The following is a 24,711-nucleotide window of genomic DNA, read 5'->3' on the forward strand; positions in this document are numbered from 1 at the left end:
CGGTGGCTCCGCGTCGGTCGGCGACCGCTTCACCCCCTCCCAACCTCCGGCCCGCGCCAGCGGCGCGGGCGTTCGGCGGGCCGGCGTCGGCGTTGGGCGGGCTTCACCCGCGTGCCTCTACAAGCAGCGTGCCTCCTTACCCATCCTGCCCCGCCTTCAGCGTCAAGGCGACCGGCGCAGGCGCAGCAGCGCGTACACCAGCACCAGTGCGGCCAGCGAGACTCCGATCGCCAGCCACTCCTCGCGCTTCAGCGTGAGCAGGATCGCCGCCATGATCGCGATCGAGACGAGCGGGATCAGCGGCCCGCACGGCAGCGCGAACGGCGCGCCGCGCTCGCGCAGGTCCAGCGTCTGCGCGCGCCAGGCCGCCAGCGCCACGCAGATGTAGACCAGACAGATGGCGCCGCCGGAGATCAGCGCGAGCGTGTCGAACGTGCCGGCGACCGCCAGCGCCCAAGCGATGGCCGCATGCGCGAACAGCCCCAGCAGCGGCACCCGGTGCGAGGCGCTGACGCGGCCGAATGCGCGCGGCAGCCAGCCGTCGCGGCCGAGCGCGAACAGCAGGCGCGAGGAGCCCAGCAGGTTGCCGAGCAGGAAGCCCGCCATCGAGATGCAGGCGGTCACCAGCAGCAGCGTGCGGCCCGGCGCCCACAGCGCGCCGGCGGTGTCGGCGATCGGCACCGCGCTTCGCGCCAGCGCCGCGCCCAGCACGCCCTGCCCGACGATCTGCAGCCCGAGGTAGAGCAGCACCACCAGCAGGATCGCCGCCATCGTCGCGCGCGGCACGTTGCGCGCCGGGTCGCGCACTTCGCCGCTCGGCACCAGCGCGGTTTCCATCCCGGAATAGGCGAACATCACCAGCACCATCGACGCGCCGAGCGCGGACACCGACGGGATGTCGCCCGGCGCCAGGCTCACCGCGCTCCAGTCGACGAAGAACACGCCGATGCCGGCGAGCAGGAACAGCGGCGTGAGCTTCAGCGCCGCCAGCGCGGCGATCGCCCCCGCGCCGAGGCGGATGCCGAACGCGTTGAGCGCGAACAGGCCGCCATACAGCGCGGTCAGCAGGGCCGTCCGCGCCAGCGGGCCGTCCAGCGCGGGCAGCAGACTCGCCACCTGCAGGGTGAACGCCGCCGCCACGCCGGCGCTGGAGGCCACATGGCTGATCCACATGAGCGCGCCGGCGAGGAAGCCGGCGAAGCGGCCGAAGGTGGCGCGGACGTAGGTGTACGGCCCGCCGGTGGCGTGCGTGCGGCTGCCGACCGCGGCGAAGCACAGCGCCACCGGCACGATCGCCAGCGCACCGGCCACCAGCGCCAGCGGCGCCGCCGCGCCCATCTCCTTCGCCAGCGGCGCCGGCATGCGGAAGATGCCGCCGCCGACGATCACGTTGATGACGGCGGCGGCGAGCGCCAGGGTGCCGACCGCGCGGATCAGTGCGGCCTCGCCTTCGAGCCGGTCGGAGGGCGTGGGAACGGGAGCGGTCATGCGCGCGGGCCTGCGGTGGACGGCGGCAGCCTCGCATGTTCGCGCGCTGCCGACGAGGCGGCGTGACGGCGCTGGGATAGCATCGGCTGCCCCCCCCCCCCGCGGAGTCCGCCGATGCGCCGTGCCCTCGCCACCGCCCTGTTGTCGTGCGTCTGTTCCGCCGCCCTGGCGCAGCCCGCACAGCGTCCCGAGGTCGAGACCGCGGCGCGCGCGCTGCGCGAGCGGGTCATCGCCTGGCGGCGCGATTTCCACCAGCACCCGGAACTGTCCAATCGCGAGCAGCGCACCGCGGCGAAGGTCGCCGAGCACCTGCGCGCGCTGGGGCTGAAGCCGCGCACCGGCATCGCGCGCCACGGCGTGGTGGCGATCGTCGAAGGCGGCCGCCCCGGCCCGCGGATCGCGCTGCGCGCCGACATGGACGCGCTGCCCGTCACCGAGCGGACCGGCCTGCCGTTCGCCTCGAAGGCCACCGCGACTTTCCGCGGCGAGACGGTCGGGGTGATGCACGCCTGCGGCCACGACGCCCACACCGCGATCCTGATGGGCGTGGCCGAGGCGCTGGTGCAGATGAAGGACCGCCTGCCCGGCCAGGTGATGCTGGTGTTCCAGCCCGCCGAGGAAGGCCCGCCCGAAGGCGAGGACGGCGGCGCGCCGTTGATGCTCGAGGAGGGCCTGTTCCGCGACTTCAAGCCGGACGCGATGTTCGGCCTGCACGTGTTCTCGACCCTGCCGGTCGGCGCGATCGGCGTGCGCGAGGGCCCGCTGATGGCCGCCTCCGACCGCTTCCGCATCGTCGTCAAGGGCCGGCAGACGCACGGCTCGCGGCCGTGGGGCGGCATCGATCCGATCGTCGCCGCCGCCGACATCGTCGGCAGCGCGCAGACCATCGTCAGCCGCCGCACCGACATCGCGCGGCTGCCGGCGGTGGTCAGCTTCGGCGCGATCAAGGGCGGCATCCGCTACAACATCATCCCCGACCAGGTGGAGATGATCGGCACCGTCCGCACCTTCGACGAGGAGGTGCGGCGGAAGGTGTTCGCCGACCTGAGGAACGTCGCCGAACACGTCGCCGCCGCGCACGGCGCCAGCGTCGAGGCGCACGTCCCCGACACGCGCGGCAACCCGGTCACCGTCAACGATGCCGCGCTCACCGCGCGCGTGCGCCCCAGCCTCGCCGCCGTGGTCGGCGCCGACCGGCTGATCGAGCCGCCGCTGCAGCTGGGCGCGGAGGACTACGCCTACTTCGCGCGCGAGGTGCCGTCGATGTACTTCTTCGTCGGCGCGACCTCGCCCGGCATCGACCCCGTCACCGCGCCGAGCAACCACTCGCCGCAGTTCATGCTCGACGAGCAGGCGCTCGACGTCGGCCTGCGCGCGATGCTGCAGGTCACGCTGGATTACCTGGAAGGCACGCCGCGGACGCCCTGAGCGGCCGCGCGGCCACAAGGCCGCAGCCAAACTTTCGAGTTCCGGGCGGTTAACTTTTTAATAAGGCCGCTTAACTTTACAATGCGGACATGGCCCGACGGGACCGCTCGCCTGAAATCGACGCTGCGCTTCTGTCCGCGGTGGGGACCCATCCGCGCGACCTGGTGCATGCCACCGCCCGGGCGTTGGGGCTCAGCCGCACGGCCGTCGCCTCGCGGGTACGCGCGCTGGTGGAACAGGGCTATCTGACGCGTGTCGGGACCACGCGCCCGGTCTACTCCCCCGGTCCCAACCGTCGCCGGGTCTTCACCTACCGCCGTGCCGGCCTAGCGGAGGATCTGGTCTGGGCCCGCGACGCGATGCCACTCTTGACCGGTCTGCCGGCCAACGTGCTCGACATCGCCCATCACGGGATGACCGAGATGGTCAACAACGCCATCGACCATTCCGAGGGCGAGACCGTACAGGTCCTCGTCGATCGCACCGCCAGCAAGCTGTCCCTCGTCGTCGCCGACGACGGCGTGGGTATTTTCCGCAAGATCACCCGGGCGCTGAGTCTGCCGGACGAGCGCCTGGCGCTGCTGGAATTGTCGAAAGGAAAGCTGACGACCGATCCCCGTCGTCATTCCGGGGAAGGCATCTTCTTCACCTCACGGATGTTCGACCGCTTCCAGATCGCCTCGGGAGAACTGCTGTTCGACCACGACGCCTCGGCCGAGGACGACATGCTGTTCGATCACGACGCGCCGCGCACGGGCACCACGGTCTTCATGGAGATCAGGCCCGACTCGGCCCGCACGGTGACCGAAGTGTTCCAGGCGTTCTCCAGCGGCCCGGACGACTATGCGTTCGCGCGAACGGTCGTGCCGGTCCGGCTGGCGCGAATCGGCGACGAGAACCTGGTGTCGCGTTCGCAGGCGAAACGGCTGTTGCAGCGCGTGGACCGGTTCCGCACGGTAGTGCTGGACTTCGAGGGCGTCGAACGGATCGGACAGGCGTTTGCGGACGAGGTGTTCCGGGTGTTCGCGAACGAGCATCCCGCCATCGAGCTGATCCCGATTCACGCCAGCCCGGAAGTGCAGCAGATGATCCGGCGTGCGGAAGTGCTCCGCGACGAGAACAGCGAGCAGCTGCCCCTTCTTTGATCGTTGTTCTGGATAGCATCCGATGACCGCGAACCACCTTCCGCTCGGCCGCAGCGTCGAGTACCCGCGCCACTACGACCCGACGCTGCTGTACCCGATCGAACGCGCGCTCGGGCGTCGCGAGATCGGCGTCGGCACGCCGCTGCCGTTCGTGGGCGTGGACCGCTGGCACGCCTACGAGCTGAGCTGGCTCGACGCACGCGGCAAGCCGGTGGCGGCGACCGCGACGATCGAAGTGCCGGCCGACAGCCCGCGGCTGGTCGAATCCAAATCGCTCAAGCTGTACCTGAACTCCTACAACGCCACCCGCTTCGACGCGCCGGAGGCGGCGCGCGCGCGCATCGCCGCCGATCTGTCGCAGGCGGCGGGCGGTGCGGTCGAGGTGCGGTTCGGCCTGCCGCCGTTCGGCGAGGACAGCGCGCAGAGCATCGATGGGCTCGAGGTCGCGATCGACCACTACGGCCCGCCGCGCGCGGACCTGCTGCGCGCCGACGCGGACCAGGACTGCGAGGAGACGCTGGCGAGCGACCTGCTGAAGTCGAACTGTCCGGTCACCGGGCAGCCCGACTGGGCGCGGGTGGTGATCGCCTACCGCGGCCCGCGGCTCGACCGCGCGGCGCTGCTGCGCTATCTGGTGTCGTTCCGCGACCACTGCGAATTCCACGAGCAGTGCGTGGAGCGCATCTTCGTCGACCTGATGCGGGTGGCGCGGCCGTCGATGCTGTCGGTCGAAGCCCGCTACACGCGGCGCGGCGGGCTGGACATCAACCCGTGGCGGGCGACCCCCGGCGCCCCGCGCCCGGCGCCGCTGCGCGATCTGCGCCAGTAGCCCGCGGTCCGAGGCCCGGGGCGGGGCGCGCAACCCGTTGCCGACGCGACGGCGATGCGGCGTTGACATCGGCTTTGTCATGGTCGGCCCATTCCCGTTTCCCGCGGAGGGCGGCCATGAACCACCCCGACAAACCGCGCGACTTCTCCGACATCCAGGGCGGCGCACGCAGCACGGAAGCGGTGCGCGGCTTCGGCGACATCCAGTCGGACGCGCGCAGCACCGAAACGCCGGCCGGCAGCGAGCGCACCTACATCGTGCGCAGCGGCGACACGCTGTCGCACATCGCGCAGCAGTTCTACGGCCGCGCGAGCCGCTGGAAGGCGCTGTACGAGGCGAACCGCGATCTGCTCGAGAGCCCGGATCGCATCTTCCCCGGCCAGGCCCTGCGCATTCCCGATCTCGACGACGACGCGTTCTGATCCGAACCCACGGAGACTCCGCATGACCCGCCACGCTCTGCCGCTGGCGACCGCCGCCGTGCTGGTCGCCCTGACGCTCACCGCCTGCAAGCGCGATCGCGGCGCCGAGGACACCGCGGCCGCGCCGCCGCCCGGCACCACGCCGGCCGGCACCGCATCGCCCGCACCGCAGACGCTGCCGCCGGCCACGTCCGCCCCTGCCGCCGCGCCGACGCCGGCCGCGCAGGTGGTGAGCCTGGAGCTGGGCACCTCGGTGGACGACAACAACAAGATCGCCGCCGCCGCCTCCAGCTTCAAACCCGGCGACACCATCTACGTCTCGGTCGCCACCACCACCGCCGATCCGGCCGCCAGCGTGCCCGCCCGGCTCGGCGCGCGCTGGAGCAAGGACGGCCAGGTGATCCACGAGCAGAACCTCGACGTCACCCTCAGCGGCACCGGCCAGACCGCGTTCAAGATCAACAAGCCGAGCGGTTTCCCGGCCGGCCGCTACCGGGTCGAGATCCTGCTCGACGGCCAGCCGGTGCAAAGCCGCGAGTTCGAGGTCGCGGCCCAGGACGCCGGCGCGACGACCGGCACCGGCTGAGGCGCCGGGCGCGTCGCAGCGGCGCTGCGCAGTCGCTCACGTCGCCCCGGCGAAGGCCGGGGCCCATTCGTTCCCATTCGTTCCGGCGATACGCGCGCCATTCGCGACCGGATGGCGCGCTCATGCGCGTGCGTGCAACGCACATGACCGTCGGCGCTTTGCCGCGTGCTGCGCAAACCGCGAAAATGCGGGCCTCCCATCGCGACCGCGCAGGCGCCCTGCCGCGCCCGGTCCGCGCTGCCCTCCCGCCTTCCCGCGAGACCGCAATGTCCGACACGCCGAAGATCCTCTACACCCTCACCGACGAAGCGCCGTTCCTGGCGACCGCCTCGCTGCTGCCGATCGTGCAGGCGTTCGCCGCCACCGCCGGCATCGCGGTGGAGACGCGCGACATCTCGCTCGCGGGGCGCATCCTGGCGCAGTTCCCCGAGCGCCTGTCCGACGCGCAGCGCGTGAGCGACGACCTGGCCGAACTCGGCGAGCTGGCCAAGACGCCGGACGCCAACATCATCAAGCTGCCGAACATCAGCGCCTCGGTGCCGCAGCTCAAGGCCGCGATCCGCGAACTGCAGGCGCAGGGCTACCCGCTGCCCGACTATCCGGAAGAGCCGAAGACGGACGAGGAGCGCGAGATCAAGGCGCGCTACGACCGGGTCAAGGGCAGCGCGGTCAACCCGGTGCTGCGCGAGGGCAACAGCGACCGCCGCGCCCCGGCCTCGGTGAAGGCCTACGCGCGCAAGCATCCGCATCGCCTCGGCGCGTGGAGCGCGGAGTCGAAGTCGCACGTCGCGCACATGGACGGCGGCGATTTCTACGGCAGCGAGAAATCCACGACGATCGCGCAGGCGGGCGCGCTGCGCATCGAGCACGTCGCCGCCGACGGCACGGTGACCGTGCTGAAGCCGAAGGTGACGGTGCAGGCCGGCGAGGTGGTCGACGCCGCGGTGATGAGCACGCAGCGGCTGGCGCGGTTCGTCGATGCGCAGATCGACGATGCGCGCGCGCAGGGCGTGCTGTTCTCGCTGCATCTGAAGGCGACCATGATGAAGGTCTCCGACCCGATCATGTTCGGCGTGGTGGTCGAGCGCTTCTACCGCGAGGCGCTGCAGAAGCACGCCGCGGTGCTGGAGAAGATCGGCTTCGACCCGAACAACGGCATCGGCGATCTGTACGCGCGCCTGCCGCAACTCGACGAAGCCACGCGCGCGGCCATCGAGGCCGACATCGCCGCCGTGTACGCGCGCGGCCCTAGCGTGGCGATGGTGAACTCCGACAAGGGCATCACCAACCTGCACGTGCCGAGCGACGTGATCGTCGACGCCTCGATGCCGGCGATGATCCGCGACAGCGGGCGGATGTGGAACGCCAACGGCGAGCTGCAGGACACCAAGGCGGTGATCCCCGACCGCAGCTACGCGCGCATCTACCAGGCGGTGATCGACGACTGCAAGGCGAACGGCGCGTTCGATCCGGCGACCATGGGCAGTGTGCCGAACGTCGGCCTGATGGCGCAGAAGGCCGAGGAGTACGGCTCGCACGACAAGACCTTCCAGCTCGCTTCCGCCGGCACCGTGCGCGTGGTCGACGACGCCGGCCACGTGCTGTTCGAGCACGCGGTCGAGGCCGGCGACATCTGGCGCATGTGCCAGACCAAGGACGCGCCGATCCGCGACTGGGTCAGGCTCGCGGTCAACCGCGCGCGGCTGTCGAACACCCCGGCGGTGTTCTGGCTCGACCGCGAGCGTGCGCACGACGCGCAGCTCATCGCCAAGGTCGAGCAGTACCTGCAGGAGCACGACACGAGCGGGCTGGACATCCGCATCCTGAGCCCGGTGGAGGCGATGAAGTTCTCGCTGGCGCGCCTCCGCCAGGGCCTGGACACCATCTCGGTGACCGGCAACGTGCTGCGCGACTACCTCACCGACCTGTTCCCGATCCTCGAGCTCGGCACCTCGGCGAAGATGCTGTCGATCGTGCCGCTGATGGCCGGCGGCGGCCTGTTCGAGACCGGCGCCGGCGGCAGCGCGCCCAAGCACGTGCAGCAGTTCGTCGAGGAGAACTACCTGCGCTGGGATTCGCTCGGCGAGTTCCTCGCGCTCGCGGCGTCGTTCGAGCATCTGGCCCAGCGCTACGGCCACGCGCGCGCGCAGGTGCTGGCCGACGCGCTCGACCGCGCCAATGCCCGCATCCTCGACGAGAACCGCGCCCCGGCGCGCAAGGTCGGCGGCCTCGACAACCGCGGCACGCACTTCTACCTCGCGCTGTACTGGGCGCAGGCGCTGGCCGAGCAGGACGAGGACGCCGAGCTGAAGGCGCGGTTCGCGCCGCTCGCGCAGCGTCTGGCGCAGAACGAGCAGACCATCCTCGACGAGCTGCTCGCGGTGCAGGGCCGGCCGGTCGACATCGGCGGCTACTACCGCCCCGATCCGAGCAAGCTCGCCGCGGCGATGCGGCCGAGCGCGACGTTCAACGCCGCGCTCGCCGCGCTGGCGCGCTGAGCGATCACAACGGCTCCGGAAAGGCCCGCCCCGGCGGGCTTTTTCGTTCGTCGTCCCGGTGCACGCCGGGGCCCCTTTCGGGAAGTCACCGCAAGCGTGATGGGCGCCGGCTTTCGCCGGGGCGACGAAGTTGAGGCTCCACGTATTTCGCCGCGATCAGCGCGAAAGCTCGAACGGCTCTTCCACGTCCAGATTGTGGCCGGCGTGCATCGGCCGGCCGCCCAGCACGACCAGCGCGTCCCGTACCGCCCGCCAGAGCGGGCGCGCGGGCCGGTGGCGGATCGCCGCGCGCGAGGCCGGGGCCGGCTCCAGGTCGGAGGGGCGCACGATGTGGCCCTGCAGGACGAGCATGCCCTTGTACAGTTCGCTGGCTTTCATGGGGGTCTCCACGCCTCGCGGCCGTGCCGCTAGTTGAGTGGAGGACAAGCTATGGCTGTCCGGGCCAAGCAAAAAGCGATACGTTTGCAAGCAAGCGTTCGATCTGGCTCAAGGCTGCCGCTCCGGTGAACCGCCCCCCGCTCCACGCCCTGATCGGCTTCGCCGCCGCCGCCCGCAGCGGCAACCTCACGCGCGCGGCCGAATCCCTGCATCTGACGGTCAGCGCGCTCAGCCACCAGATCCGCACGCTGGAGGAGCGGCTGGGCGTGCGTCTGTTCGAGCGCGGATCGCGCGGGGTGCGGCCCACGCCGGACGGCGAGCGTCTGCTGGAACGCATCGCCCCGCATCTGGACGCGCTGGAGCATGCGCTGCGCCCGTTCAGCCCGCGCCGCGACGAGGTGCTGACGATCAGCCTGATGGCCTCGATGGCCTCGGTCTGGCTGGTGCCCCGGCTGGGCGGCTTCCTGGCCGAGCATCCGCAGCTCGAGGTCAACCTGCTGTCCAGCTCGGCGCTGGTCGATTTCGACCGCGAGCCCGGCATCGACGCCGCCTTGCGCAGCGGCCGCGGCCGCTGGCCCGGGCTGATCGTGGAGCATCTGTTCGACGAGACGCTGGCGCCGGTCGCCAGCCCCGCCCTGATCGAGCGCATGGGCGGGCCGCCCGAGACGCCGGCGGCGCTGGCCCGCTGGCCGCTGCTGGGCGATCCCGGCCACCAGTGGCAGGACTGGTTCGCCCGCGTCGGCGGCGCGGTGCCGGCGCGCTTCGTCGCCCACTTCGACGACTCCGAGACGATGCACCGCGCAGCGGTGGAAGGCATGGGGGTGGCGCTGGCGCGCATGGTGCGCGCCCGGCTGCTGGTCGAGCACGGGCAGTTGGTGCCGCTGAGCGAACTGCGTCTGCGCACCGACTACGCGCACTACCTCGTCTACCCGCCGCGCTCGGCCGATCATCGCGGCCTGCTCGCGTTCCGCGACTGGCTGCACGAGCAGGCGCGCGCCTACGCCGCCCGCCAGGGCTGAGCCGCAGGCCGTCCGGCACACGTGGCCGCCGCCGCCGGAACGTTACCCTTGGCGCCCCTGCCGAAGGAGTGCCGCATGAACCGCCTGCCCCTCGCGCTGCTCGCCGTCGCGCTCGCCGCCGCCGCCGGCTGCGCCACCGACGCCACCCGCGAACCGATGGTCAGCAACGCCACCGGCGCCGCGCTCGACGCCGCGATCGCCGGCGCCTGGCGCGACCCGGCCAACGTCGCCCGCGACGTCCACCGCCACCCCAAGGAGACGCTGAGCTTCTTCCTGGTGCGCCCCGACCAGACCGTCATCGAGATCACCCCCGGCACCGGCTGGTACACCGAGATCCTCGCGCCCTACCTGCGCGAGCAGGGCCGGTACGTAGCGGCCGTGGTCGACCCGGCCAGCCAGGACAACGAGCGGGCGCGGACCTACTACGCCAACGCACGCACCCAGCTCGAGGCCAAGATCGCCGCCGATCCGGCCCGCTACGACCGCGCGCGCGTGATCGCGTTCGATCCGAAGCGGCCGGTGTTCGGTCCGCCGGGCTCGGCCGACGTCGTGCTGACCTTCCGCAACGTCCACAACTGGCGCTCGGGCGGCTACGCCGAAGCGATGTTCAAGGGCTTCTTCGACGTGCTGAAACCCGGCGGCGTGCTCGGCGTGGTCGAGCACCGCGCCAAGGGCGACGTGCCGGCCGACGACCGCAGCGGCTACGTCGGCGAGGCGCAGGTGATCGCGATGGCGCAGGCCGCCGGCTTCGTGCTCGACGGCAGCAGCGAGATCAACGCCAACCCGAAGGACACCAAGGACCACCCGAACGGCGTGTGGACCCTGCCGCCCACCAACCGCCACGACCCCCAGGACGCCGAGAAGTACCGCGCGATCGGCGAGAGCGACCGGATGACGTTGAGGTTCCGCAAGCCGGGGGGCGGGAATCGGGAACCGGGAACCGGGAATAGGGAATAGGGAATAGGGGTGGACGCGGTGCGGTAGCGTCCGCGCTGGCGGGTGTACCGACGAGTCCCGACGCCCCTTCCCGCTTGCCGCCCCATGCTCCTCGCCCTCAACAAACCCTACGGCGTGCTGTGCCAGTTCACCGACCGCGGCACGCCGCCGCGGCGGACGCTGGCGGAGTTCGGCTTGCCGGCCGGGGTGTATCCGGCCGGACGGCTGGATTTCGACAGCGAGGGCCTGCTGCTGCTGACCGACGACGGCGCGCTCGCGCACCGGCTCACCGATCCGCGCCACAAGCAGCCGAAGACGTACTGGGTGCAGGTCGAAGGCACGCCGCAGGATGCGCAGCTCGATGCGCTGCGCCGTGGCGTCGTGCTCAACGACGGGCCGACGCGGCCGGCGCAGGTGCGCGCGATCGCGCCGCCCGCGCTGTGGCCGCGCGACCCGCCCGTGCGCTTCCGTAAGACCGTGCCGGATGCGTGGCTTGCGATCACGCTCACCGAAGGACGCAACCGCCAGGTGCGCCGGATGACCGCCGCGGTGGGACTGCCGACGCTGCGGCTGGTGCGGGTCGCGATCGGGCCGCACGCGCTCGGCGATCTGCCCCCGGGCCACTGGCGCGCGCTGGACGACGTGCGCGCACGGAGGCGTCCGGCGCGCGGATGACGGCGCCGACTTCGTTGACGCAGCTGCGCCGGGCCGTTCGCACCGCGCAAACGCCGCCTAAACGGTTCATCGACCGGGAATAGGGCCAAGCGGCGCTCACATTGCCGTGGGATTTCTGCTAGCGTGATCGGCGCTCCTTCGAGCCCGCTCCCGCGGCAGGTTCCGCGCGCACGAATGACCACTCCGGCGATCTCCCCCGGCCGCATCCTCGTCGTCGACGACCAGTCGGCGAACGTCCGTGTGGTCAGCACCCTGCTGGCGCGCCACGGCTACGAGGTGATCGCGGCCTATTCGGGCACCGAGGCGCTGCAGTGCTACCGCGAGCAGCGGCCGGACCTGATCCTGCTGGACATGATGATGCCGGGCATGGACGGCTTCGATGTGCTGGCCGCGCTGCGCGCCTCGCCCGAGCCGCTGAACGTGCCGGTGGTGTTCGTCACCGCCGCGCACGATCACGACCTGCTGCCGCGCGCGTTCGACGCCGGCGCCGTCGATTACGTCACCAAGCCGTTCCTGCCCGAGGAACTGCTGGCGCGGGTGAACGCGCACATCGGCCTGAAGCTCACCCGCGACCGCCTCGAGCGCGTGGCGCGCGAGCGCGAGGAGCTGGTCAACCTGGTCGCGCACGACCTGAAGAATCCGCTCACCAGCGTGCTGTTCGCCAGCGATGTGCTGCGCAACAACGCCTGCAAGCCGGAGCGCATGCCGCGCTACCTGCAGATGATCCACGAGAGCGCCAAGGACGCGCTGGGCTACATCCGCCATTACCTGGAACGTCAGGCCGGGCGCGTGCATCGCCAGGAGCGCCGCGCCTGCTCGCTCAACACGGTGATCGACTGGCTGGTCGACCGCTACGAGATGCAGCTCGAGGCGCACGGCATCACCGTCGAGGTGACGCACGCGCCGGCGGAGGCCGGCGTGGCGATCGACGAGCGCGTGCTGCGGCAGGTCGCCGAGAACCTGGTGACCAACGCCATGAAGTACGCGCCGGGCGGCCCGCTGCTGCTGGCCGGCCGCGCCGGCGCGCCGGGCTACTGGCAACTGGTGGTGGCCGATCGCGGCCCCGGCATCGCGCCGGAGCGCCAGCGCGAACTGTTCCGCCCGTTCGTGCGCCTGCACGAAGGCGCGCGCGAGGACGGCTCCAGCGGCCTGGGCCTGTCGCTGGCCAAGCAGATCATCCAGGACGGCGGCGGGCAGCTCTGGTACGAGCCGCGCGAAGGCGGCGGCGCGCTGTTCGTGATCGAACTGCCGGCGGCCAGCGTGCCGGCCGAGACCCCGGCCGCCGCCGCCGCCGACACCGCCTGAGCCTCAGGAGGAAGCCGACGCGCTCTCGGCGCGCTCGCCGCCGTTGGGCTTGGCGTAGCCTGCGTGGGTCTCGGTTGCGCTGCGCCGGCGCGCGCCGGTGCGCCGCGCCTCCACGCGCCGCGAGCGGCCTTCGATCGCCTCGCCCTCGTGCGCGTCCTGGGCGCGCTGCGCGCGCTTGCGGGCCCAGTACCACAGCGCCCCGGCGCCCACCACCGCGGCCGCCAGCGCCACCGGATGGCGGCGCACGAAGCCGCCCGCCACGCGCGCACCGCCGCGCACCGCGCCCAGCGCGGCACCGGTTTTGATCCAGTCGCCCGCGTGCGGCATCGCGTCCTTGAGATTGGCGCTCACGCTGTGCGCCAGTTCCAGCGCGCGGTCGGGAATCGAGTGCAGTCTGCTCATGGGCTCACCTGCAGGTCGGAGGGATTCGGCCCGAGTCTCGATCCTGCGCCGTTCAAGCCCCGTGAGCGGTGCGGCGCGCCGCCGGCTCGGCGCTGAACGCCGGCCGCGGCGGCTCGCTCCAGCCCTTCCGCGCCTCGTGATGCCTCACGTGCGGCGATCGCCCGCGACCTGGCGCGCCAGTGCGAACCGGCGGCATCGCCGCCACTCCAGCCACGCCGGCACGATCGCAAGGACGAACGCCGGGCCGAGCACCGCCGCGACCGCCGTCCACGGCAACGGCGTCGCGCGCGGACGCAGCGTCCAGTCGCCGTCGGCGAGGCCGGCCAGCGCCGCCGCCTGCGGCCAGTGCAGCACCGCGACGATGCCCAACGCCACCGCCGGCAGCGCGTCCAGCGCCGCGTGCACGTGCTGCTCGAACGGCGGGATCGCGCGCCGCGCCGCCGCCACGCGGGTGTCGGCGTAGGCGGCGAGCGTGTGCAGCACCAGCGCGGCCAACGCGATGGCGAGCAGCAGCGCGGTGATCTCGAGGAACAGCCCCAGCACGATCGGCACGCCGACCAGCGCGAGCTGGACCAGATGCCAGCCCGATTCGCGCGTGCCCGCGTTGCGTTCGATCCGCATCGCGCGGTGGCAGACGAAGTCGAGCGCGCCGGCGAGCAGCCAGGCCGGGTACACCGCCCAGGCGAGCGCGGCGAGCAGCAGCGCCTCGGTGCTCACGGCGCCGGCGGGCGCACCGGCTCCAGTCCGTGCGGCGCGGGGCCGTTGAGCACCTCGCCGCTGGCCGCAGCGAAACGCGAGCCGTGGCAGGGGCAGTCCCAGGTGGTTTCGCGCGCGTTCCAGTGCACCGCGCAGCCGATGTGCGGGCAGCGCGCGTTGAACGCGTGCAGATGCCCGGCGCTGTCGCGGTGCACCGCCACGCGATGGATGCCGTCGCGGATCACCGCGCCGTCGCCGGGCGCGAGCGCCTGCACGTCCGGCGCCTCGCCGCCGCGCAGCCAGTCGAGGAACTGCGCGGCGACGTTGACGTTGGCCCGCGTCCACTCGCGCGCGGCGCGCACCGGTTTGCGCCGCGGGTCGTACAGCTCGGCCCAGGGATGCGCCTCGCCTTGCACCAGCGCGGCGATCAGCGGGCCGGCCAGGGTGCCGTGGGTGAGGCCGTTGCCGGAATCGCCGGTGACGACGAACACGTTCTCGGCATGGCCGGGATCGCGGCCGATGTACGCCAGCCCGTCCACCGGCTCGATGATCTGGCCCGACCAGCGCCGCCGCAGCGCGCGCACGCCGGGCACGTGCGCGCACGCCCAGTCGTAGAGGGCCTGGTAGGGCTCCAGCACGGCCTCGCCTTCCGGCTGACCGACCTTGTGGTCCTCGCCGCCGACGATCAGCGCGTCGCCGACCCAGCGGATGTAGTGGTACGGATCGCCGCTGTCCCACAGCAGGGCGTCCGGCACCGCGCCGCGTTCGGCCTCGACCTCGATCATGTAGGTGCGATACGGCTCGATCTTGGTGTGCACCGGCACGCGTTCGTGGAACGGCACGTTGGTGGCCACCACCACCGCGCGCGCGTGCAGCGTGCGACCGTCGTCGAGCTCCACCCGCGGCGTGTCGCCGCCTTCGACCGCGACCGCCTTGGCGCGTTCGATCCGCCCGCCCAGCTCGCGCACCGCGCCGGCCAGCGCATCGAGGTAGCGGTCGATGTCGAGCCGCGCCTGGTCGGCGAAGCGCAGCGCGGGTCCGAGCGGAACGCCCGGCAGTCCCGCGTCCAGCCGTTCCACGCGCAGACCGACGCGGCGCGCCGCGGCGTGCTCGCGATCCAGTTCCTCGGGCGGCGCGCCGTGCGCGAACAGGTAGCCGTCCACGCGCGCGAATCCGCAGTCGAGGCCGCGCGCGCGCACGAAGCGGTCGATCCAGTCGATCGCCGCGCCGTGGCTTTCCGCCGCCAGCCGCGCGCCGTCCTCGCCGAACCATTCCTCCAGTTGCCAGAAGCGGTCGTCCAGCGCATTGGCCAGATGCGCGCTGGTGCGCAACGTCTCGCCGGCGCCGATCGCCTCGCGCTCCAGCACGCGCACCTGGCGGCCTTCCTGCAGCAGGCACAACGCGCAGGTCAGACCGGCGATGCCGGCGCCGAGGATGCACACGTCGGCGTGGGTGTCGTGCAGCTCGGGCAGGATCGGCGCGCGGCGCCGCGCCAGCCAGATCGACTCGGAGGGTGCGGTGCTCATGGCCCGACTGTGGGCGGCGCGCACTCAAGGACGCGTGAGGGCGCCGCGCACCCGCCACGCCGGCAATTCTTGCCTTGCCCACGCAGATTTTCCGCGGCGGCGGCGGCGAAGCCCGGCGGTGGCGCGCGTGCGCCTGCCGCAGGACATGGCACGCGGCGTGCTTCGCCCTTTCGACGCCCCCCGTCGTCATCACGCCACAGGAGAGCCCCGATGCCCCTCAGCCTCAACGACATCAAGGGCTGCTCCATCGACCGCCAGCGCTTCACCTGGCGCGACATGGTGCAGCAGCCCATCAGCAAGCTGGACGACGACGCGTTTACCCGCGTGCGCATCATCCTGCTCAACGGGCTGGAGGAAGAGGCGCTGCGGTTCTCGCACGCGTACGCGCGCAACAACCAGGAGCTGCGTGTGCCGCTGGCGCAACTGCGGCGCATCGAACAGCACCAGCACACGATGATCAACTGGCTGATCGGCGCCGATCACTCGCCGCTGGAAACCACCATCGCCTACGAGCAGGTCGCCATCGAGGTCACCGCCGCGGTGGCGCAGCGCGAGCCCGATCCGTATCTGGCGCAGGTGTACCGCTTCGGACTGCTGGAGGACTTCGATCACCTCTACCGCTACTCGGCGATGCTCGACCGGCTGGAGGGCAAGGACGCCAACAACATCCTGCAGTGCTACACCGACATCCTGCCGGGCCGGCCGACGGTGATCGAGCACCGCGCGCCCGAGGACGATCTGCGCACCCCGTTCGATGCCGCCACCGCGCATCCGCTCTCCAAGCTGCACGCGCTGACGATCACCGCCGCCGAACAGCAGACGCACAACTACTACATGAACATCGGGCCGCTGTTCACCGATCCGGTCGCCCGCCTGCTGTACGCGGAGATCGCCTCGATCGAGGAGCAGCACGTGACCCAGTACGAGTCGCTGCTCGATCCGCACCAGAGCTGGATGGAGCAGTGGCTGCTGCACGAGCTCAACGAGGTCTACAACTACTACGGCGCGGTCCAGCAGGAGACCAACCCGCGCATCAAGGCGCTCTGGGAACGCATGCTCGACTACGAGATGGGCCAGCTCCGCTTCGTGATGGACCTGTGCAAGCGCTACGAGCGCCGCGATCCGGCCGAGCTGCTGCCGGAGACGCTGCCGGACCCGATCCCGTTCGCGAGCCAGCGCGACTTCGTGCGCGAAACGCTGCTCGCCGAGGTCGACCTGCGCGCCAACCGCGAGGAGATCGTGCCGCTCGACCAGGAGAGCGAGGCCTCGCGCGCCTATCGCCAGCACATCAATGCCGACGGCTCGCCGAGCGAGGCGGTGGCGCAGGGCTACGTCTACCGCCCCGGCACCGAACTTTCCCCCCTCAACCAGGCCGCCTGAGGAGACAGCTCATGCATCAGCGCGACATCACCCTCGGCAGCAACCGCACCGGCATGAAGGCCTCGCCGATCGACGCCGGCGAGCTCATGGAAGCGATGGAGCTGCAGGACCAGCTTCGCACCTCCACGCACGAGGCCGGAGCCGGCATCGACGCCGACACCCTGCGCAGCGACTACCGCGCCGAGGCCGAACCGGTCGGCTCGGTGCCGCCGCCGACCAACCTGCGCGGCATGTTCGGCAGCGCCGCGCAGGCGCTGGCCGGCAACAAGCTGCACGTGCTGCTGGACAAGCTCGGCGAGCGCGCCGCGTACGAGCGGTCCGGCACCCGGCTGTACGACGCCGCGATCCTCAAGATGTCCTCGGAAACCGCGCTGCCGAAGGGGATGACGCTGGCGGCGCTGCAGGAGATCCGCGACGAGGAGGCCGCGCATTTCGCCATGCTGAGCGATGCGATCGAGAAGCTCGGCGGCGATCCCACCACGCAGACGCCGTGCGCCGACGTCACCGGCGTGCAGAGCATGGGCCTGTTCCAGGTGATGTCCGATCCGCGCACCACGGTGGCGCAGGCGCTGCAGACGCTGCTGTCGGCGGAGCTGATCGACGTGGCCTCGTGGGAGCTGCTGATCCAGCTCATCGAGGGCTTCGGCCAGGACGAGCTGGCCGAGCGTTTCGCCGCCGCGCTTGCGGCCGAGAACCGGCACGAAGCGACGGTGCGCGGCTGGCTTGCGACCGCGCTTGAGGAATCGGCGCACCTGGGCGGCAGCGAATAGCTCCCGGCCGCGCCGCGATCCGGTCGCCGGATCGCGGCCGCGCGCGGCCGCCGCGCCGGCCTCAGCCGCCGCCCTTCTTGCGCCGCACGACGACCGAGATCTCGCCGTTCTCCTCGACCACCGCGTGCTCGATCTGGTCGAGCCGCTCCACGCCCTCCTGACGCCGCGCCGAGGACAGCACGTCGTCGTCGTCCACCCGCAGCTCGCGCATCAGCTCGCGGTCGGGCTGCCCGCTGCGCACCACCGCCACCGGCAGTCCGTCGAGCCATTTCGACACCGCCGGCCAGCGGTTCTTCATCACCGACAGCAGCAGGCTGGTGCCGACCAGCGTCACCACCAGCAGGAACGCGTTGGTGACCGAATGGTCCTGATCGACCAGCGCTTCCTGCACCGTCTCGGAGATGATCAGCAGCAGCACCAGCTCGAAGTTGGTCGCCTGCGCCAGCGTGCGCTTGCCGGCGATGCGGAACACGATCAGCAGGAACGCGTACACCACCAGCGCGCGCAGCACCGAATCCATCGCGGCACCTCAGGGATAGACGAACTGACGGAAGTCGAGCCGCTGCGGCCCGACCGCGAGGCTCGCCACGAGCGGCCCGAACCGCTTGGGCCGGAAGAACATCCGCACCCGCGCCGGTTTGCCGGGCACCGTGGCGAACGCGAACAGCAGCGCCTCGCCGTCGGCACGCACCTGCTGCGGCGCAGGCTCGAAGCGCTCGATCTCGATGCGCGCAAGCAGCGCCGGTTCCACGCGCAGGACGAGCACGCCGCCGGCGGCGAGCGCCGGCAGCGCGCCGATGTCGTATTCGCTGGGCGCCTGGTAGCGCTCGAAACGCTGATGGCGCACGGTGAGCGCGCCGTCGGCGCTGGCGCTCGCGGTCTCGCTCAGCGGACCGTGACCGAACAGCCCCAGCACCGCGGCCAGCAGGGCGAGCGCCATCAGCGCCCAGCCCACGCGCTGCAGCTTCCACTCGCGCCGCTCGTGCGCCAGGTCCTCGTGCAGTTGCAGGCTGCCGATCGTCTTGAACCGCGTCATCGCCGGCCCTCCTACGGTCGAGCCGTTCTACGCCCGCCGGCGGCAAAGACGGGTGAATCCGCGCGGCCTCGTCGGCATCGACGCAGCTACCGCTGTAGGCTCCAGCCGCGGCCGCCCGCCCGCGCCGGTCCCGGTCGCGGCCGAAGCCGCTTCGATCGGCACGTCGGAACATCATGGGTCATGGAGCGAAACTCGCCGGCGTGCCGGCTGGTGCGCCTCAGCGCGCCGGCAGCGGCAGTCCGCGGTACGCCTTCACCGTGCGCAGCACGAAGCTGGAATTGACGTCGGCGACGCCGGCGCGGCCGAGCAGGCCGTCGAGCAGGAAGCGCGAGAAGTGTTCGAGGTCGCGCACCACGATGTGCAGCAGGTAGTCCATCTCGCCGGTGAGCGCGTAGCAGGCGGTGACTTCCTCGCAGGCTTCGACGTGCGCGGCGAAGGTGGCGACGCTCTCGGCATCGTGGCGGGCGAGCTGCACGCGCACGAACGCTTGCAGGCCGAGGCCGAGCCGCTCCGGGTCGAGCTCGGCGCGGTAGCCGGCGATCACCCCCTCGCGCTCCAGCCGCTGCACGCGGCGCAGGCAGGCCGAGGGCGACAGGTGCACCCGCTCGGCCAGCTCGGCGTTGGTCAGCCGCCCCTCGCGCTGCAGGGCGGCCAGCAGCAGCAGGTCGGTGCGGTCCAGGGTGACGGGGCGCATGTCCGTTTCTCCAACGCGACCGGATGCGCACGAATATTGCATGTCCGGTCGCCTCGGCCACAACAATGCAAGCTCCTTGCACGGCCGCGGTCGTACAGTGGATCGCATCCGTCGCAGGACCGCCGCCATGAACGCCACGCCCAAGCGCGTCGAACACCAGCTCACCGACAAGGGCTACGTGCCGGTCTACACCACGGCCGTGGTCGAGCAGCCGTACGACGGCTACAGCGAGACCGACCACGGCGTCTGGGCCACTCTGTTCGCGCGCCAGCGCGAGCTGCTGGTGGGCCGCGCCAGCGGCGAGTTCCTGCGCGCGCTGGAAGCGATGCGGATGAGCGCCGACCGCATCCCGCGCTTCGAGGATCTGAACGTCCATCTGCGGCGCGCCACCGGCTGGGAGCTGGTCGGCGTCGAAGGCCTGCTGCCGGAGCTGACGTTCTTCGACCACCTCGCCCACCGGCGCTTCCCGGTGACGTGGTGGATCCGCAAGCCGGAGCAGCTCGACTACCTCAGCGAGCCGGACCTGTTCCACGACCTGTTCGGCCACGTGCCGCTGCTGATGAACCCGGTGTTCGCCGACTACATGCAGGCCTACGGCCGCGGCGGGGTGAAGGCGCACGGCATCGGCCAGGACGCGCTGGTGAACCTCACCCGCCTGTACTGGTACACGGTGGAATTCGGCCTGATCCGCGAAGCCGAGGGCCTGCGCATCTACGGCAGCGGCATCGTCAGCTCCAAGGGCGAGAGCATCCATTGCCTGGAGAGCGACGCGCCCAACCGCATCGGCTTCGATCTGGAGCGGATCATGCGCACGCGCTACCGGATCGACACCTACCAGAAGACCTACTTCGTGATCGACAGCTTCGAGCAGCTGTTCGAGGCCACCCGCCCCGACTTCGCGCCGATCTACGCGCGGCTGGCGCAGCTGCCGTCGATCCCGGCCGGCGAGGTGCTCGATTCCGACCGCGTGTTCCACCGCGGCACCGGCGAGGGCTGGCTGGCCGACGGCGACGTCTGAGCGCGCCCCTTCCGACGGACGGCGTGGACAGCAGGCGGGCGCCTGCACGATGGTGACGCGTCCCGTCCCGCCAGGAGGCGTCATGCGCAGTTCCCTCATTCTCGGCCTTGCGTGCGCGCTCGCGCTGGCCGCCGGCAGCGCGCCCGCGCAGCAGGTCGTGCGTCCCGTGCAGGGCCTGCGCCCGGCCACCGCCTCGCCGGTGTCGCCCGCCGCGGTGGTCGATCGTCAGCAACTGCTCGAGCGCCGGGTGATGCAGCTCGCCAAGAAGAACCGCGCGCTGGAAGGCCGGGTCGCGACGCTCGAGGCCGCGCTGCGCGACATGCGCGCCGCCACCGAGTTCAGTTGCGCCACCCCGACCACCTCGGTCAACGGCCGCGGCGTCACCGACGATTGCAGCCCCTACGCCTGCAACTACATCGACGGCCGCTGCCGCACCACGGCCGCGACCAGCAACCACTGCGCGCCCGGTTTCCTGATGGACGGCGGCCGCTGCGTCGCGCCGCCGCCGCCGGCGCCGGACGACGACTGCTTCCTCGATCTGTTCTGCTGAGCGGCCGCGGGCGCCGGCGCCCGCGCCTTCGCGCTCACGGCTCGCGCCGGCCCCGCGCCGGCCGCAGCCGCGGCTGGTGATGCCACTGGCGGCCGGTCGCCGCCGGCAGGCCGGAGGCCACCGGCAGGCTGCGCGGCGCCTGGTCCGCGCCCTGCACCAGGCCGAGCGGGCTGTAGCCGCCGTAGCCGGGGAAGATCGCCGACAGGTGGGGGTTGCCCATGCGCCGGATCAGCAGCTCGGACAGCACGCGGCGGTGGTCGGTGGTCACCGGCAGGTCGCCGTAGGTGGCCGACAGCAGGTCGGGGTCGAGGCCGGGCCAGGTGCCGAAGAAGCGCCGCCCGTTCACCGCGCCGCCCAGCACCAGCACCGGGTTGCCGTAGCCGTGGTCGGTGCCGTTGTTGGCGTTCTGCCGCACGCGGCGGCCGAACTCGCTCGGCACGACCACGGTCACCCGACCGAGATGGCCGCTGGCGGCGAGGGCGTTGTGGAACGCGGCCAGCGCCGCGGACAGCTCGGCGATCTTGTTCTGGTAGTAGTGGTAGCCGCTGCCGGCCGTGCCTTGGCCGTCGTGGGTATCCCAGCCGCCGAGGTCGACCGTGGCGTAGCGCAGGCCGAGGTCGAACTGGATCGACTGCGCCACTGTCCACAGTTGCTCGGCGAACGTGCCGGTCGGCCAGCCCGCGGGCAGCGGCTGATAGGTCTGCCGGGCCACCACCGCGAGCGCCTGGTTGGCACGGCCGCCCGCGCTCTCCAGTCCGGTCGGGCCGCCCCACAGGGTCGGCAGCAGATCCTGCACGCCGAGCAGGCCGGCCGGCGAGTCGGGCCGTTTGATGCGCCAGGCGTAGGCGGTGGAATCGACCGCGAACTCGCCCGGACGGCTGAGCGTGAGCGCCTGCGTGGTGCCGTTGAGGCTCGCGGGTTGCCGGCTGTTGACCGCGAGCGCCGGCATCGTGTCGCCCGCGTCCAGGCCCGGCTGGGTGTTCATCGCCCGCGCCAGCCAGCCCACGCCGCCGCCCTGGCCGACGGTGCCCAGATCGATCGCGAGTTGCGCATCGAAGTGGCTGCGCGTGATCGTGGTGGTGAGCCCGCAGGCGTGCACGATCGCCAGTTGCCCCGCGTTCCAGATGTCGCGCAGGCCGGTGGCGGAAGGATGCAGGCCGAAGCCGGTCGCGCTGCCGCCGGCGAGCGTCAGCGGCAAGGCGCCGTAGGTGCCGGAGGTGGCGATCATCAGGTTCGGGCGCGCCTGTTCGTAGAAGCCGCGATCGGCGCCGGACAGCGGGACGACGAAATTCAGCCCGTCGAGCCCGCCGCGCAGGAACACGAACACCAGCGTGTCGTAGGAATTGGACGCCGCGCGCGCGTCGCGGGTGAACAGCAGCGTGGGGCCCACCGCGCCCAGCGCCGCGGTCGCGCAGCAGCCCTGCAGGAAACGGCGACGGCTTTCGGAGAGGGTCGACATCGGCGTCTCCTCAGCGGCTCATGAATTCGGGCGACATCAGGATCAGCGCGACCATGCTGCGAAGGCGCGACTGGTTGTAGTGGCGCTTCAGATCGCCGCTCACCCACGTCTCGGTGTCGCCGATCACGTAGCTGTCCGGATCGCCGTTCTGCGCCATGAAGCGGATCAGCGTCTGCCGTCGCGAGGGGTCGGGCAGGTAGCCCAGCAGCCGCCGGCACCAGTAGTCCACCAGCGCGCTCGCGGTCCAGGTCGGCACCTCGCTGCGGCTGATCTGCAGGATCGGCAGCAGCGGCGTGCCGTCGTCCTCCTTGGCCTCGGTCAGCCAGCCGAGCAGTTCCCACGTCATCGCGTAGGTGTTGGCGCCGGACCAGTCCTGCGCGCGGTCGGGGTAGCCGTTCGGCGCCGGCCATTCGTACGGCAGGTGGCCGGTGAAGCCCAGCTTCCACATCAGCTCGTTGGAGCGGTTGTGGCCCACGCGCAGCGTCAGCCCGCTGCCGCTGGCGCGCAGCGCGGCGACGACCGCCTCGATCGGCCGCTTCTGCTTCTGGCCCCAGGCGTTGTACATCGCATCGCTGGTGAGGATGTGCCGCATCACCCGCGCGATCTGGTCCGGCGCCTGCCAGTGCTCGCGGAACACCGCCGCGGCGCTGCGCACCAGCGCCGCCGGCGGCGCATCGGTGACGAAGCGGCGGATCAGCTTGGTGCAGACGAAGCGCGCGGTGCCGGGATGGCTGGCGAGGCGGTCGAGGATGTCGCGGCCGTCCTTCATCGCCGGCTGCTCGGGATTGAGTAGCCGGCCCAGCACGAACTTCGGGCCGGCGTCGTGCCACATCTGCCGGTACACGAAGGTGCCGTCGTTCTCGGACGGGAACTGCCAGTGGCCGTTCTTCACGCTCCAGCCGGTGAACGCGGCGGCGGTCTCGTACACGTCGATGTCGGTGTAGCCGGCCGGATAATTCGCATCGTCCGGATCCGGCGGCACCTGGAACGGATCGGTGAAGCCGAGGTAATGCATCGCGCCGAGCGTGTGCAGCTCCAGCAGCTCGCGCGCGAAGTTCTCGTTCGGCCCCGATCGCGTGTTCGCGATGTTGTCGAGGTAGTACATCATCGCCGTCGACTTGGCGACGTCCTCCAGCATCGCGCGGAAGTTGCCCAGCGCATGGGCACGGATCACGTCGCGGTGGTAGTGCGCGTACACCGGGCCTGCGCTGTAGTCGGTGCAGGTGACGTTGAAGTGGTCGTGCCAGAACTCGACCATCCGCTCCAGCAGTTGCCGGCGCGAGAACACCGCGCGCACGAACGTGGCGCGTTGCACCTCGCGCGCCGGGCGCATGCGCAGCTCGTAGTCGTCCGTCACCGCCGCATGTTCGCTCCACAGTTGCGTGAGCGGCTTGCCGAGCGTGACGTAGCCGGCGGACGCCAGGCGCGCATCGACCGCGCCGTCGTCGATCGCCGACCACGCCAGTTGCCAGTCGACCCAGTTGCGCAGGCGCTGCAGGTCGTTGCCGCCCATCGCTTCGAACTCGGCGATGCTCTCGCGGGTCGGCCCCCAACTGAGCTGGTTGAGCATGCGCACCGCGAACGGCGGCCGCGGCAGCGTCAGCAGCTCGGCCTGCGACAGGCGGCCGAGCGACGGCGCGCCGCGCGTTGCGGTCGGACGCGGAGCCGATGCCGCCGCGCCGGCGTCCGCCCTTGCGGCGTGAGCGGCGGCGGCGGGCGGCGGCTCGGCCGCGGGCGCGAAGCGCTGCGCCGCGATGCGCACGCCGTCGCCGTAGCGCGCGGCCAGCATCCGCTGCGCGTAGGCCCGCCGCGCGGGCGTCTCGGCATGCACGATCGCCGGCGCGGCGGCCGGCGGCGACGACAGGGCGGACACCCGCAACGGCGCGGGATCGTCGCGATGGCAGAACGGCGCCGTCCGGCGCGCGGGCTCTCGGATCATGGTGACGTCTCCCCAGACGCGGCCGAGCATAGGCCCGCGCGGCGCGGCGCGACAGTCGCGAATCGCCCGCCGTCACGCTTTTACGGAAGTTCACGCGATCGCCGCCGTTCGTCCGGCCGACGGACGGACGGCTCCGCTTACACCGCCCACTCACGGCAGCCCCCCCACGATCGGTCTCACCTCATGCGACCGCCGGTGCGGAGCATTCCCTCATGGACAACATCAGCGCCGATGAACTGCTGCACGAACTGAGCTCGCTCGAAGCGACCATGGCCCAGGTCGTCCGTTGCGCGGGCGTGGGCTCGATTCCCGACCTCGAGCGCCGCCTGGACGCGCACGCCCGCAGCCTGCGCGTGCTGCTCGACGCCGAAGGCGCCGCGGTCGCCGCCGACACCGTCGACGCCGCCAAGCGCGTGCTGATGACCGCCGAACCGGACGCGCCGCTGATGATGCTGTCGATGGCGCGCGCCACCCTGGCCGCGATGGTGCGCCGCCAGGCCTCGCGATCGATGTCGCAAAAGGTGGCCTGAGC

Annotated in this window: 25 protein-coding genes; 15 read left to right on the forward strand and 10 right to left on the reverse strand. The window is 71.7% G+C overall.

Annotation, left to right across the window (positions count from 1 at the left end):
• Window positions 1-162: 162 nt before the first annotated feature.
• Window positions 163-1,488 carry an APC family permease gene (locus tag FQY64_RS02145; RefSeq protein ID WP_146472061.1) on the reverse strand — a complete coding sequence of 442 codons (1,326 nt, stop codon included), beginning with the start codon at window positions 1,486-1,488 and terminating at the stop codon, window positions 163-165.
• A gap of 114 nt (window positions 1,489-1,602) precedes the next feature.
• Here FQY64_RS02145 and FQY64_RS02150 point away from each other — a divergent pair, with 114 nt between their 5' ends.
• The 6 genes from FQY64_RS02150 to FQY64_RS02175 all read left to right on the forward strand — a co-directional run bounded on the left by FQY64_RS02150 (window position 1,603) and on the right by FQY64_RS02175 (window position 8,396).
• Window positions 1,603-2,916 carry a M20 family metallopeptidase gene (locus tag FQY64_RS02150; RefSeq protein ID WP_146472062.1) on the forward strand — a complete coding sequence of 438 codons (1,314 nt, stop codon included), beginning with the start codon at window positions 1,603-1,605 and terminating at the stop codon, window positions 2,914-2,916.
• 89 nt (window positions 2,917-3,005) lie between these two features.
• On the forward strand, window positions 3,006-4,061 hold the full coding sequence (locus FQY64_RS02155) for an STAS-like domain-containing protein (protein WP_146472063.1): 1,056 nt from the start codon (window positions 3,006-3,008) through the stop codon (window positions 4,059-4,061).
• A gap of 22 nt (window positions 4,062-4,083) precedes the next feature.
• The gene (queF, locus tag FQY64_RS02160; RefSeq protein WP_146472064.1) at window positions 4,084-4,890 is read left to right on the forward strand and encodes an NADPH-dependent 7-cyano-7-deazaguanine reductase QueF; all 807 of its coding nucleotides are present in this window, start codon (window positions 4,084-4,086) and stop codon (window positions 4,888-4,890) included.
• A gap of 116 nt (window positions 4,891-5,006) precedes the next feature.
• Window positions 5,007-5,312, forward strand: a complete 306-nt coding sequence (locus FQY64_RS02165) for a LysM peptidoglycan-binding domain-containing protein (protein ID WP_146472065.1) — start codon at window positions 5,007-5,009, stop codon at window positions 5,310-5,312.
• 22 nt (window positions 5,313-5,334) lie between these two features.
• Window positions 5,335-5,898 (forward strand): hypothetical protein, encoded by a 564-nt coding sequence (locus FQY64_RS14670; protein ID WP_186760825.1) that lies wholly within the window; start codon window positions 5,335-5,337, stop codon window positions 5,896-5,898.
• A gap of 266 nt (window positions 5,899-6,164) precedes the next feature.
• A complete protein-coding gene (locus FQY64_RS02175) occupies window positions 6,165-8,396 on the forward strand; it encodes an NADP-dependent isocitrate dehydrogenase (RefSeq protein ID WP_146472066.1) in 2,232 nt (743 codons plus the stop codon).
• Between the two features lie 156 nt (window positions 8,397-8,552).
• Here FQY64_RS02175 and FQY64_RS02180 read toward each other — a convergent pair whose 3' ends face one another.
• A complete protein-coding gene (locus tag FQY64_RS02180) occupies window positions 8,553-8,774 on the reverse strand; it encodes a hypothetical protein (protein WP_146472067.1) in 222 nt (73 codons plus the stop codon).
• A 125-nt stretch (window positions 8,775-8,899) separates the two neighbouring features.
• Between FQY64_RS02180 and FQY64_RS02185 the strand changes: the two genes are divergently transcribed.
• The 4 genes from FQY64_RS02185 to FQY64_RS02200 all read left to right on the forward strand — a co-directional run bounded on the left by FQY64_RS02185 (window position 8,900) and on the right by FQY64_RS02200 (window position 12,709).
• Window positions 8,900-9,793 (forward strand): LysR substrate-binding domain-containing protein, encoded by an 894-nt coding sequence (locus FQY64_RS02185; RefSeq protein WP_146472068.1) that lies wholly within the window; start codon window positions 8,900-8,902, stop codon window positions 9,791-9,793.
• A 75-nt stretch (window positions 9,794-9,868) separates the two neighbouring features.
• Window positions 9,869-10,750 carry a class I SAM-dependent methyltransferase gene (locus tag FQY64_RS02190; RefSeq protein WP_146472069.1) on the forward strand — a complete coding sequence of 294 codons (882 nt, stop codon included), beginning with the start codon at window positions 9,869-9,871 and terminating at the stop codon, window positions 10,748-10,750.
• 84 nt (window positions 10,751-10,834) lie between these two features.
• Window positions 10,835-11,404 (forward strand): pseudouridine synthase, encoded by a 570-nt coding sequence (locus FQY64_RS02195; RefSeq protein WP_146472070.1) that lies wholly within the window; start codon window positions 10,835-10,837, stop codon window positions 11,402-11,404.
• Between the two features lie 174 nt (window positions 11,405-11,578).
• Complete coding sequence (locus FQY64_RS02200; protein ID WP_146472071.1) at window positions 11,579-12,709, forward strand: hybrid sensor histidine kinase/response regulator; 1,131 nt, start codon at window positions 11,579-11,581, stop codon at window positions 12,707-12,709.
• Window positions 12,710-12,712: 3 nt separating this feature from the next.
• Here FQY64_RS02200 and FQY64_RS02205 read toward each other — a convergent pair whose 3' ends face one another.
• The 3 genes from FQY64_RS02205 to FQY64_RS02215 form a co-directional block, all read right to left on the reverse strand.
• On the reverse strand, window positions 12,713-13,111 hold the full coding sequence (locus tag FQY64_RS02205; RefSeq protein WP_229814854.1) for a hypothetical protein: 399 nt from the start codon (window positions 13,109-13,111) through the stop codon (window positions 12,713-12,715).
• 144 nt (window positions 13,112-13,255) lie between these two features.
• Window positions 13,256-13,828 carry a diguanylate cyclase gene (locus tag FQY64_RS02210; RefSeq protein ID WP_146472072.1) on the reverse strand — a complete coding sequence of 191 codons (573 nt, stop codon included), beginning with the start codon at window positions 13,826-13,828 and terminating at the stop codon, window positions 13,256-13,258.
• Window positions 13,825-15,333, reverse strand: a complete 1,509-nt coding sequence (locus FQY64_RS02215; RefSeq protein WP_146472073.1) for an FAD-dependent oxidoreductase — start codon at window positions 15,331-15,333, stop codon at window positions 13,825-13,827. The genes FQY64_RS02210 and FQY64_RS02215 overlap by 4 nt, the downstream gene beginning before the upstream one ends.
• A 210-nt stretch (window positions 15,334-15,543) precedes the next feature.
• On the opposite strand from FQY64_RS02215, the gene FQY64_RS02220 reads away from it, so the two are divergent.
• Entirely contained in the window at window positions 15,544-16,713 is a 1,170-nt protein-coding gene (locus tag FQY64_RS02220; protein WP_146472074.1) for a hypothetical protein, read from the forward strand.
• An 11-nt stretch (window positions 16,714-16,724) separates the two neighbouring features.
• Window positions 16,725-17,483 (forward strand): ferritin-like domain-containing protein, encoded by a 759-nt coding sequence (locus FQY64_RS02225; RefSeq protein ID WP_146472075.1) that lies wholly within the window; start codon window positions 16,725-16,727, stop codon window positions 17,481-17,483.
• 61 nt (window positions 17,484-17,544) lie between these two features.
• Here FQY64_RS02225 and FQY64_RS02230 read toward each other — a convergent pair whose 3' ends face one another.
• The 3 genes from FQY64_RS02230 to FQY64_RS02240 form a co-directional block, all read right to left on the reverse strand.
• Window positions 17,545-18,003: a DUF421 domain-containing protein gene (locus FQY64_RS02230; protein WP_146472076.1), complete on the reverse strand. Its 459-nt coding sequence runs from the start codon at window positions 18,001-18,003 to the stop codon at window positions 17,545-17,547.
• A 9-nt stretch (window positions 18,004-18,012) separates the two neighbouring features.
• Window positions 18,013-18,519, reverse strand: a complete 507-nt coding sequence (locus tag FQY64_RS02235) for a hypothetical protein (RefSeq protein WP_146472077.1) — start codon at window positions 18,517-18,519, stop codon at window positions 18,013-18,015.
• A 217-nt stretch (window positions 18,520-18,736) separates the two neighbouring features.
• On the reverse strand, window positions 18,737-19,213 hold the full coding sequence (locus FQY64_RS02240) for an Lrp/AsnC family transcriptional regulator (RefSeq protein ID WP_146472078.1): 477 nt from the start codon (window positions 19,211-19,213) through the stop codon (window positions 18,737-18,739).
• 127 nt (window positions 19,214-19,340) lie between these two features.
• On the opposite strand from FQY64_RS02240, the gene phhA reads away from it, so the two are divergent.
• A complete protein-coding gene (phhA, locus tag FQY64_RS02245) occupies window positions 19,341-20,231 on the forward strand; it encodes a phenylalanine 4-monooxygenase (protein WP_146472079.1) in 891 nt (296 codons plus the stop codon).
• A gap of 82 nt (window positions 20,232-20,313) precedes the next feature.
• Complete coding sequence (locus FQY64_RS02250) at window positions 20,314-20,781, forward strand: hypothetical protein (protein ID WP_146472080.1); 468 nt, start codon at window positions 20,314-20,316, stop codon at window positions 20,779-20,781.
• Window positions 20,782-20,815: 34 nt separating this feature from the next.
• Here the strand turns inward: FQY64_RS02250 and FQY64_RS02255 are convergent, their stop codons facing one another.
• The gene (locus FQY64_RS02255; protein ID WP_146472081.1) at window positions 20,816-22,240 is read right to left on the reverse strand and encodes a DUF1501 domain-containing protein; all 1,425 of its coding nucleotides are present in this window, start codon (window positions 22,238-22,240) and stop codon (window positions 20,816-20,818) included.
• Window positions 22,241-22,250: 10 nt separating this feature from the next.
• Window positions 22,251-24,179, reverse strand: coding sequence for a DUF1800 domain-containing protein (locus FQY64_RS02260; RefSeq protein ID WP_186760826.1), 1,929 nt, complete (start codon window positions 24,177-24,179; stop codon window positions 22,251-22,253).
• Between the two features lie 212 nt (window positions 24,180-24,391).
• Between FQY64_RS02260 and FQY64_RS02265 the strand changes: the two genes are divergently transcribed.
• Entirely contained in the window at window positions 24,392-24,709 is a 318-nt protein-coding gene (locus FQY64_RS02265) for a hypothetical protein (RefSeq protein ID WP_146472083.1), read from the forward strand.
• The last annotated feature ends 2 nt before the right edge of the window (window positions 24,710-24,711 follow it).

The organism is Vulcaniibacterium thermophilum, from assembly GCF_007923255.1.
Classification (GTDB): Bacteria; Pseudomonadota; Gammaproteobacteria; order Xanthomonadales; family Xanthomonadaceae; genus Lysobacter_F; species Lysobacter_F thermophilum.

What these genes read in the sequence shown, in the direction of transcription:
- FQY64_RS02155 (WP_146472063.1), top strand. Translation starts at nt 3,006, where the DNA reads ATGGCCCGACGGGACCGCTCGCCTGAAATCGACGCTGCGCTTCTGTCC.
- FQY64_RS02260 (WP_186760826.1), bottom strand. Translation starts at nt 24,179, where the DNA reads ATGATCCGAGAGCCCGCGCGCCGGACGGCGCCGTTCTGCCATCGCGAC.
- FQY64_RS02180 (WP_146472067.1), bottom strand. Translation starts at nt 8,774, where the DNA reads ATGAAAGCCAGCGAACTGTACAAGGGCATGCTCGTCCTGCAGGGCCAC.
- FQY64_RS02225 (WP_146472075.1), top strand. Translation starts at nt 16,725, where the DNA reads ATGCATCAGCGCGACATCACCCTCGGCAGCAACCGCACCGGCATGAAG.
- FQY64_RS02265 (WP_146472083.1), top strand. Translation starts at nt 24,392, where the DNA reads ATGGACAACATCAGCGCCGATGAACTGCTGCACGAACTGAGCTCGCTC.
- FQY64_RS02175 (WP_146472066.1), top strand. Translation starts at nt 6,165, where the DNA reads ATGTCCGACACGCCGAAGATCCTCTACACCCTCACCGACGAAGCGCCG.
- FQY64_RS02200 (WP_146472071.1), top strand. Translation starts at nt 11,579, where the DNA reads ATGACCACTCCGGCGATCTCCCCCGGCCGCATCCTCGTCGTCGACGAC.
- FQY64_RS02250 (WP_146472080.1), top strand. Translation starts at nt 20,314, where the DNA reads ATGCGCAGTTCCCTCATTCTCGGCCTTGCGTGCGCGCTCGCGCTGGCC.
- FQY64_RS02150 (WP_146472062.1), top strand. Translation starts at nt 1,603, where the DNA reads ATGCGCCGTGCCCTCGCCACCGCCCTGTTGTCGTGCGTCTGTTCCGCC.
- FQY64_RS02145 (WP_146472061.1), bottom strand. Translation starts at nt 1,488, where the DNA reads ATGACCGCTCCCGTTCCCACGCCCTCCGACCGGCTCGAAGGCGAGGCC.
- FQY64_RS02195 (WP_146472070.1), top strand. Translation starts at nt 10,835, where the DNA reads ATGCTCCTCGCCCTCAACAAACCCTACGGCGTGCTGTGCCAGTTCACC.
- FQY64_RS02205 (WP_229814854.1), bottom strand. Translation starts at nt 13,111, where the DNA reads ATGAGCAGACTGCACTCGATTCCCGACCGCGCGCTGGAACTGGCGCAC.
- queF (WP_146472064.1), top strand. Translation starts at nt 4,084, where the DNA reads ATGACCGCGAACCACCTTCCGCTCGGCCGCAGCGTCGAGTACCCGCGC.
- FQY64_RS02230 (WP_146472076.1), bottom strand. Translation starts at nt 18,003, where the DNA reads ATGGATTCGGTGCTGCGCGCGCTGGTGGTGTACGCGTTCCTGCTGATC.
- FQY64_RS02215 (WP_146472073.1), bottom strand. Translation starts at nt 15,333, where the DNA reads ATGAGCACCGCACCCTCCGAGTCGATCTGGCTGGCGCGGCGCCGCGCG.
- FQY64_RS02255 (WP_146472081.1), bottom strand. Translation starts at nt 22,240, where the DNA reads ATGTCGACCCTCTCCGAAAGCCGTCGCCGTTTCCTGCAGGGCTGCTGC.
- FQY64_RS02220 (WP_146472074.1), top strand. Translation starts at nt 15,544, where the DNA reads ATGCCCCTCAGCCTCAACGACATCAAGGGCTGCTCCATCGACCGCCAG.
- FQY64_RS02235 (WP_146472077.1), bottom strand. Translation starts at nt 18,519, where the DNA reads ATGACGCGGTTCAAGACGATCGGCAGCCTGCAACTGCACGAGGACCTG.
- FQY64_RS02165 (WP_146472065.1), top strand. Translation starts at nt 5,007, where the DNA reads ATGAACCACCCCGACAAACCGCGCGACTTCTCCGACATCCAGGGCGGC.
- FQY64_RS14670 (WP_186760825.1), top strand. Translation starts at nt 5,335, where the DNA reads ATGACCCGCCACGCTCTGCCGCTGGCGACCGCCGCCGTGCTGGTCGCC.
- FQY64_RS02190 (WP_146472069.1), top strand. Translation starts at nt 9,869, where the DNA reads ATGAACCGCCTGCCCCTCGCGCTGCTCGCCGTCGCGCTCGCCGCCGCC.
- FQY64_RS02240 (WP_146472078.1), bottom strand. Translation starts at nt 19,213, where the DNA reads ATGCGCCCCGTCACCCTGGACCGCACCGACCTGCTGCTGCTGGCCGCC.
- phhA (WP_146472079.1), top strand. Translation starts at nt 19,341, where the DNA reads ATGAACGCCACGCCCAAGCGCGTCGAACACCAGCTCACCGACAAGGGC.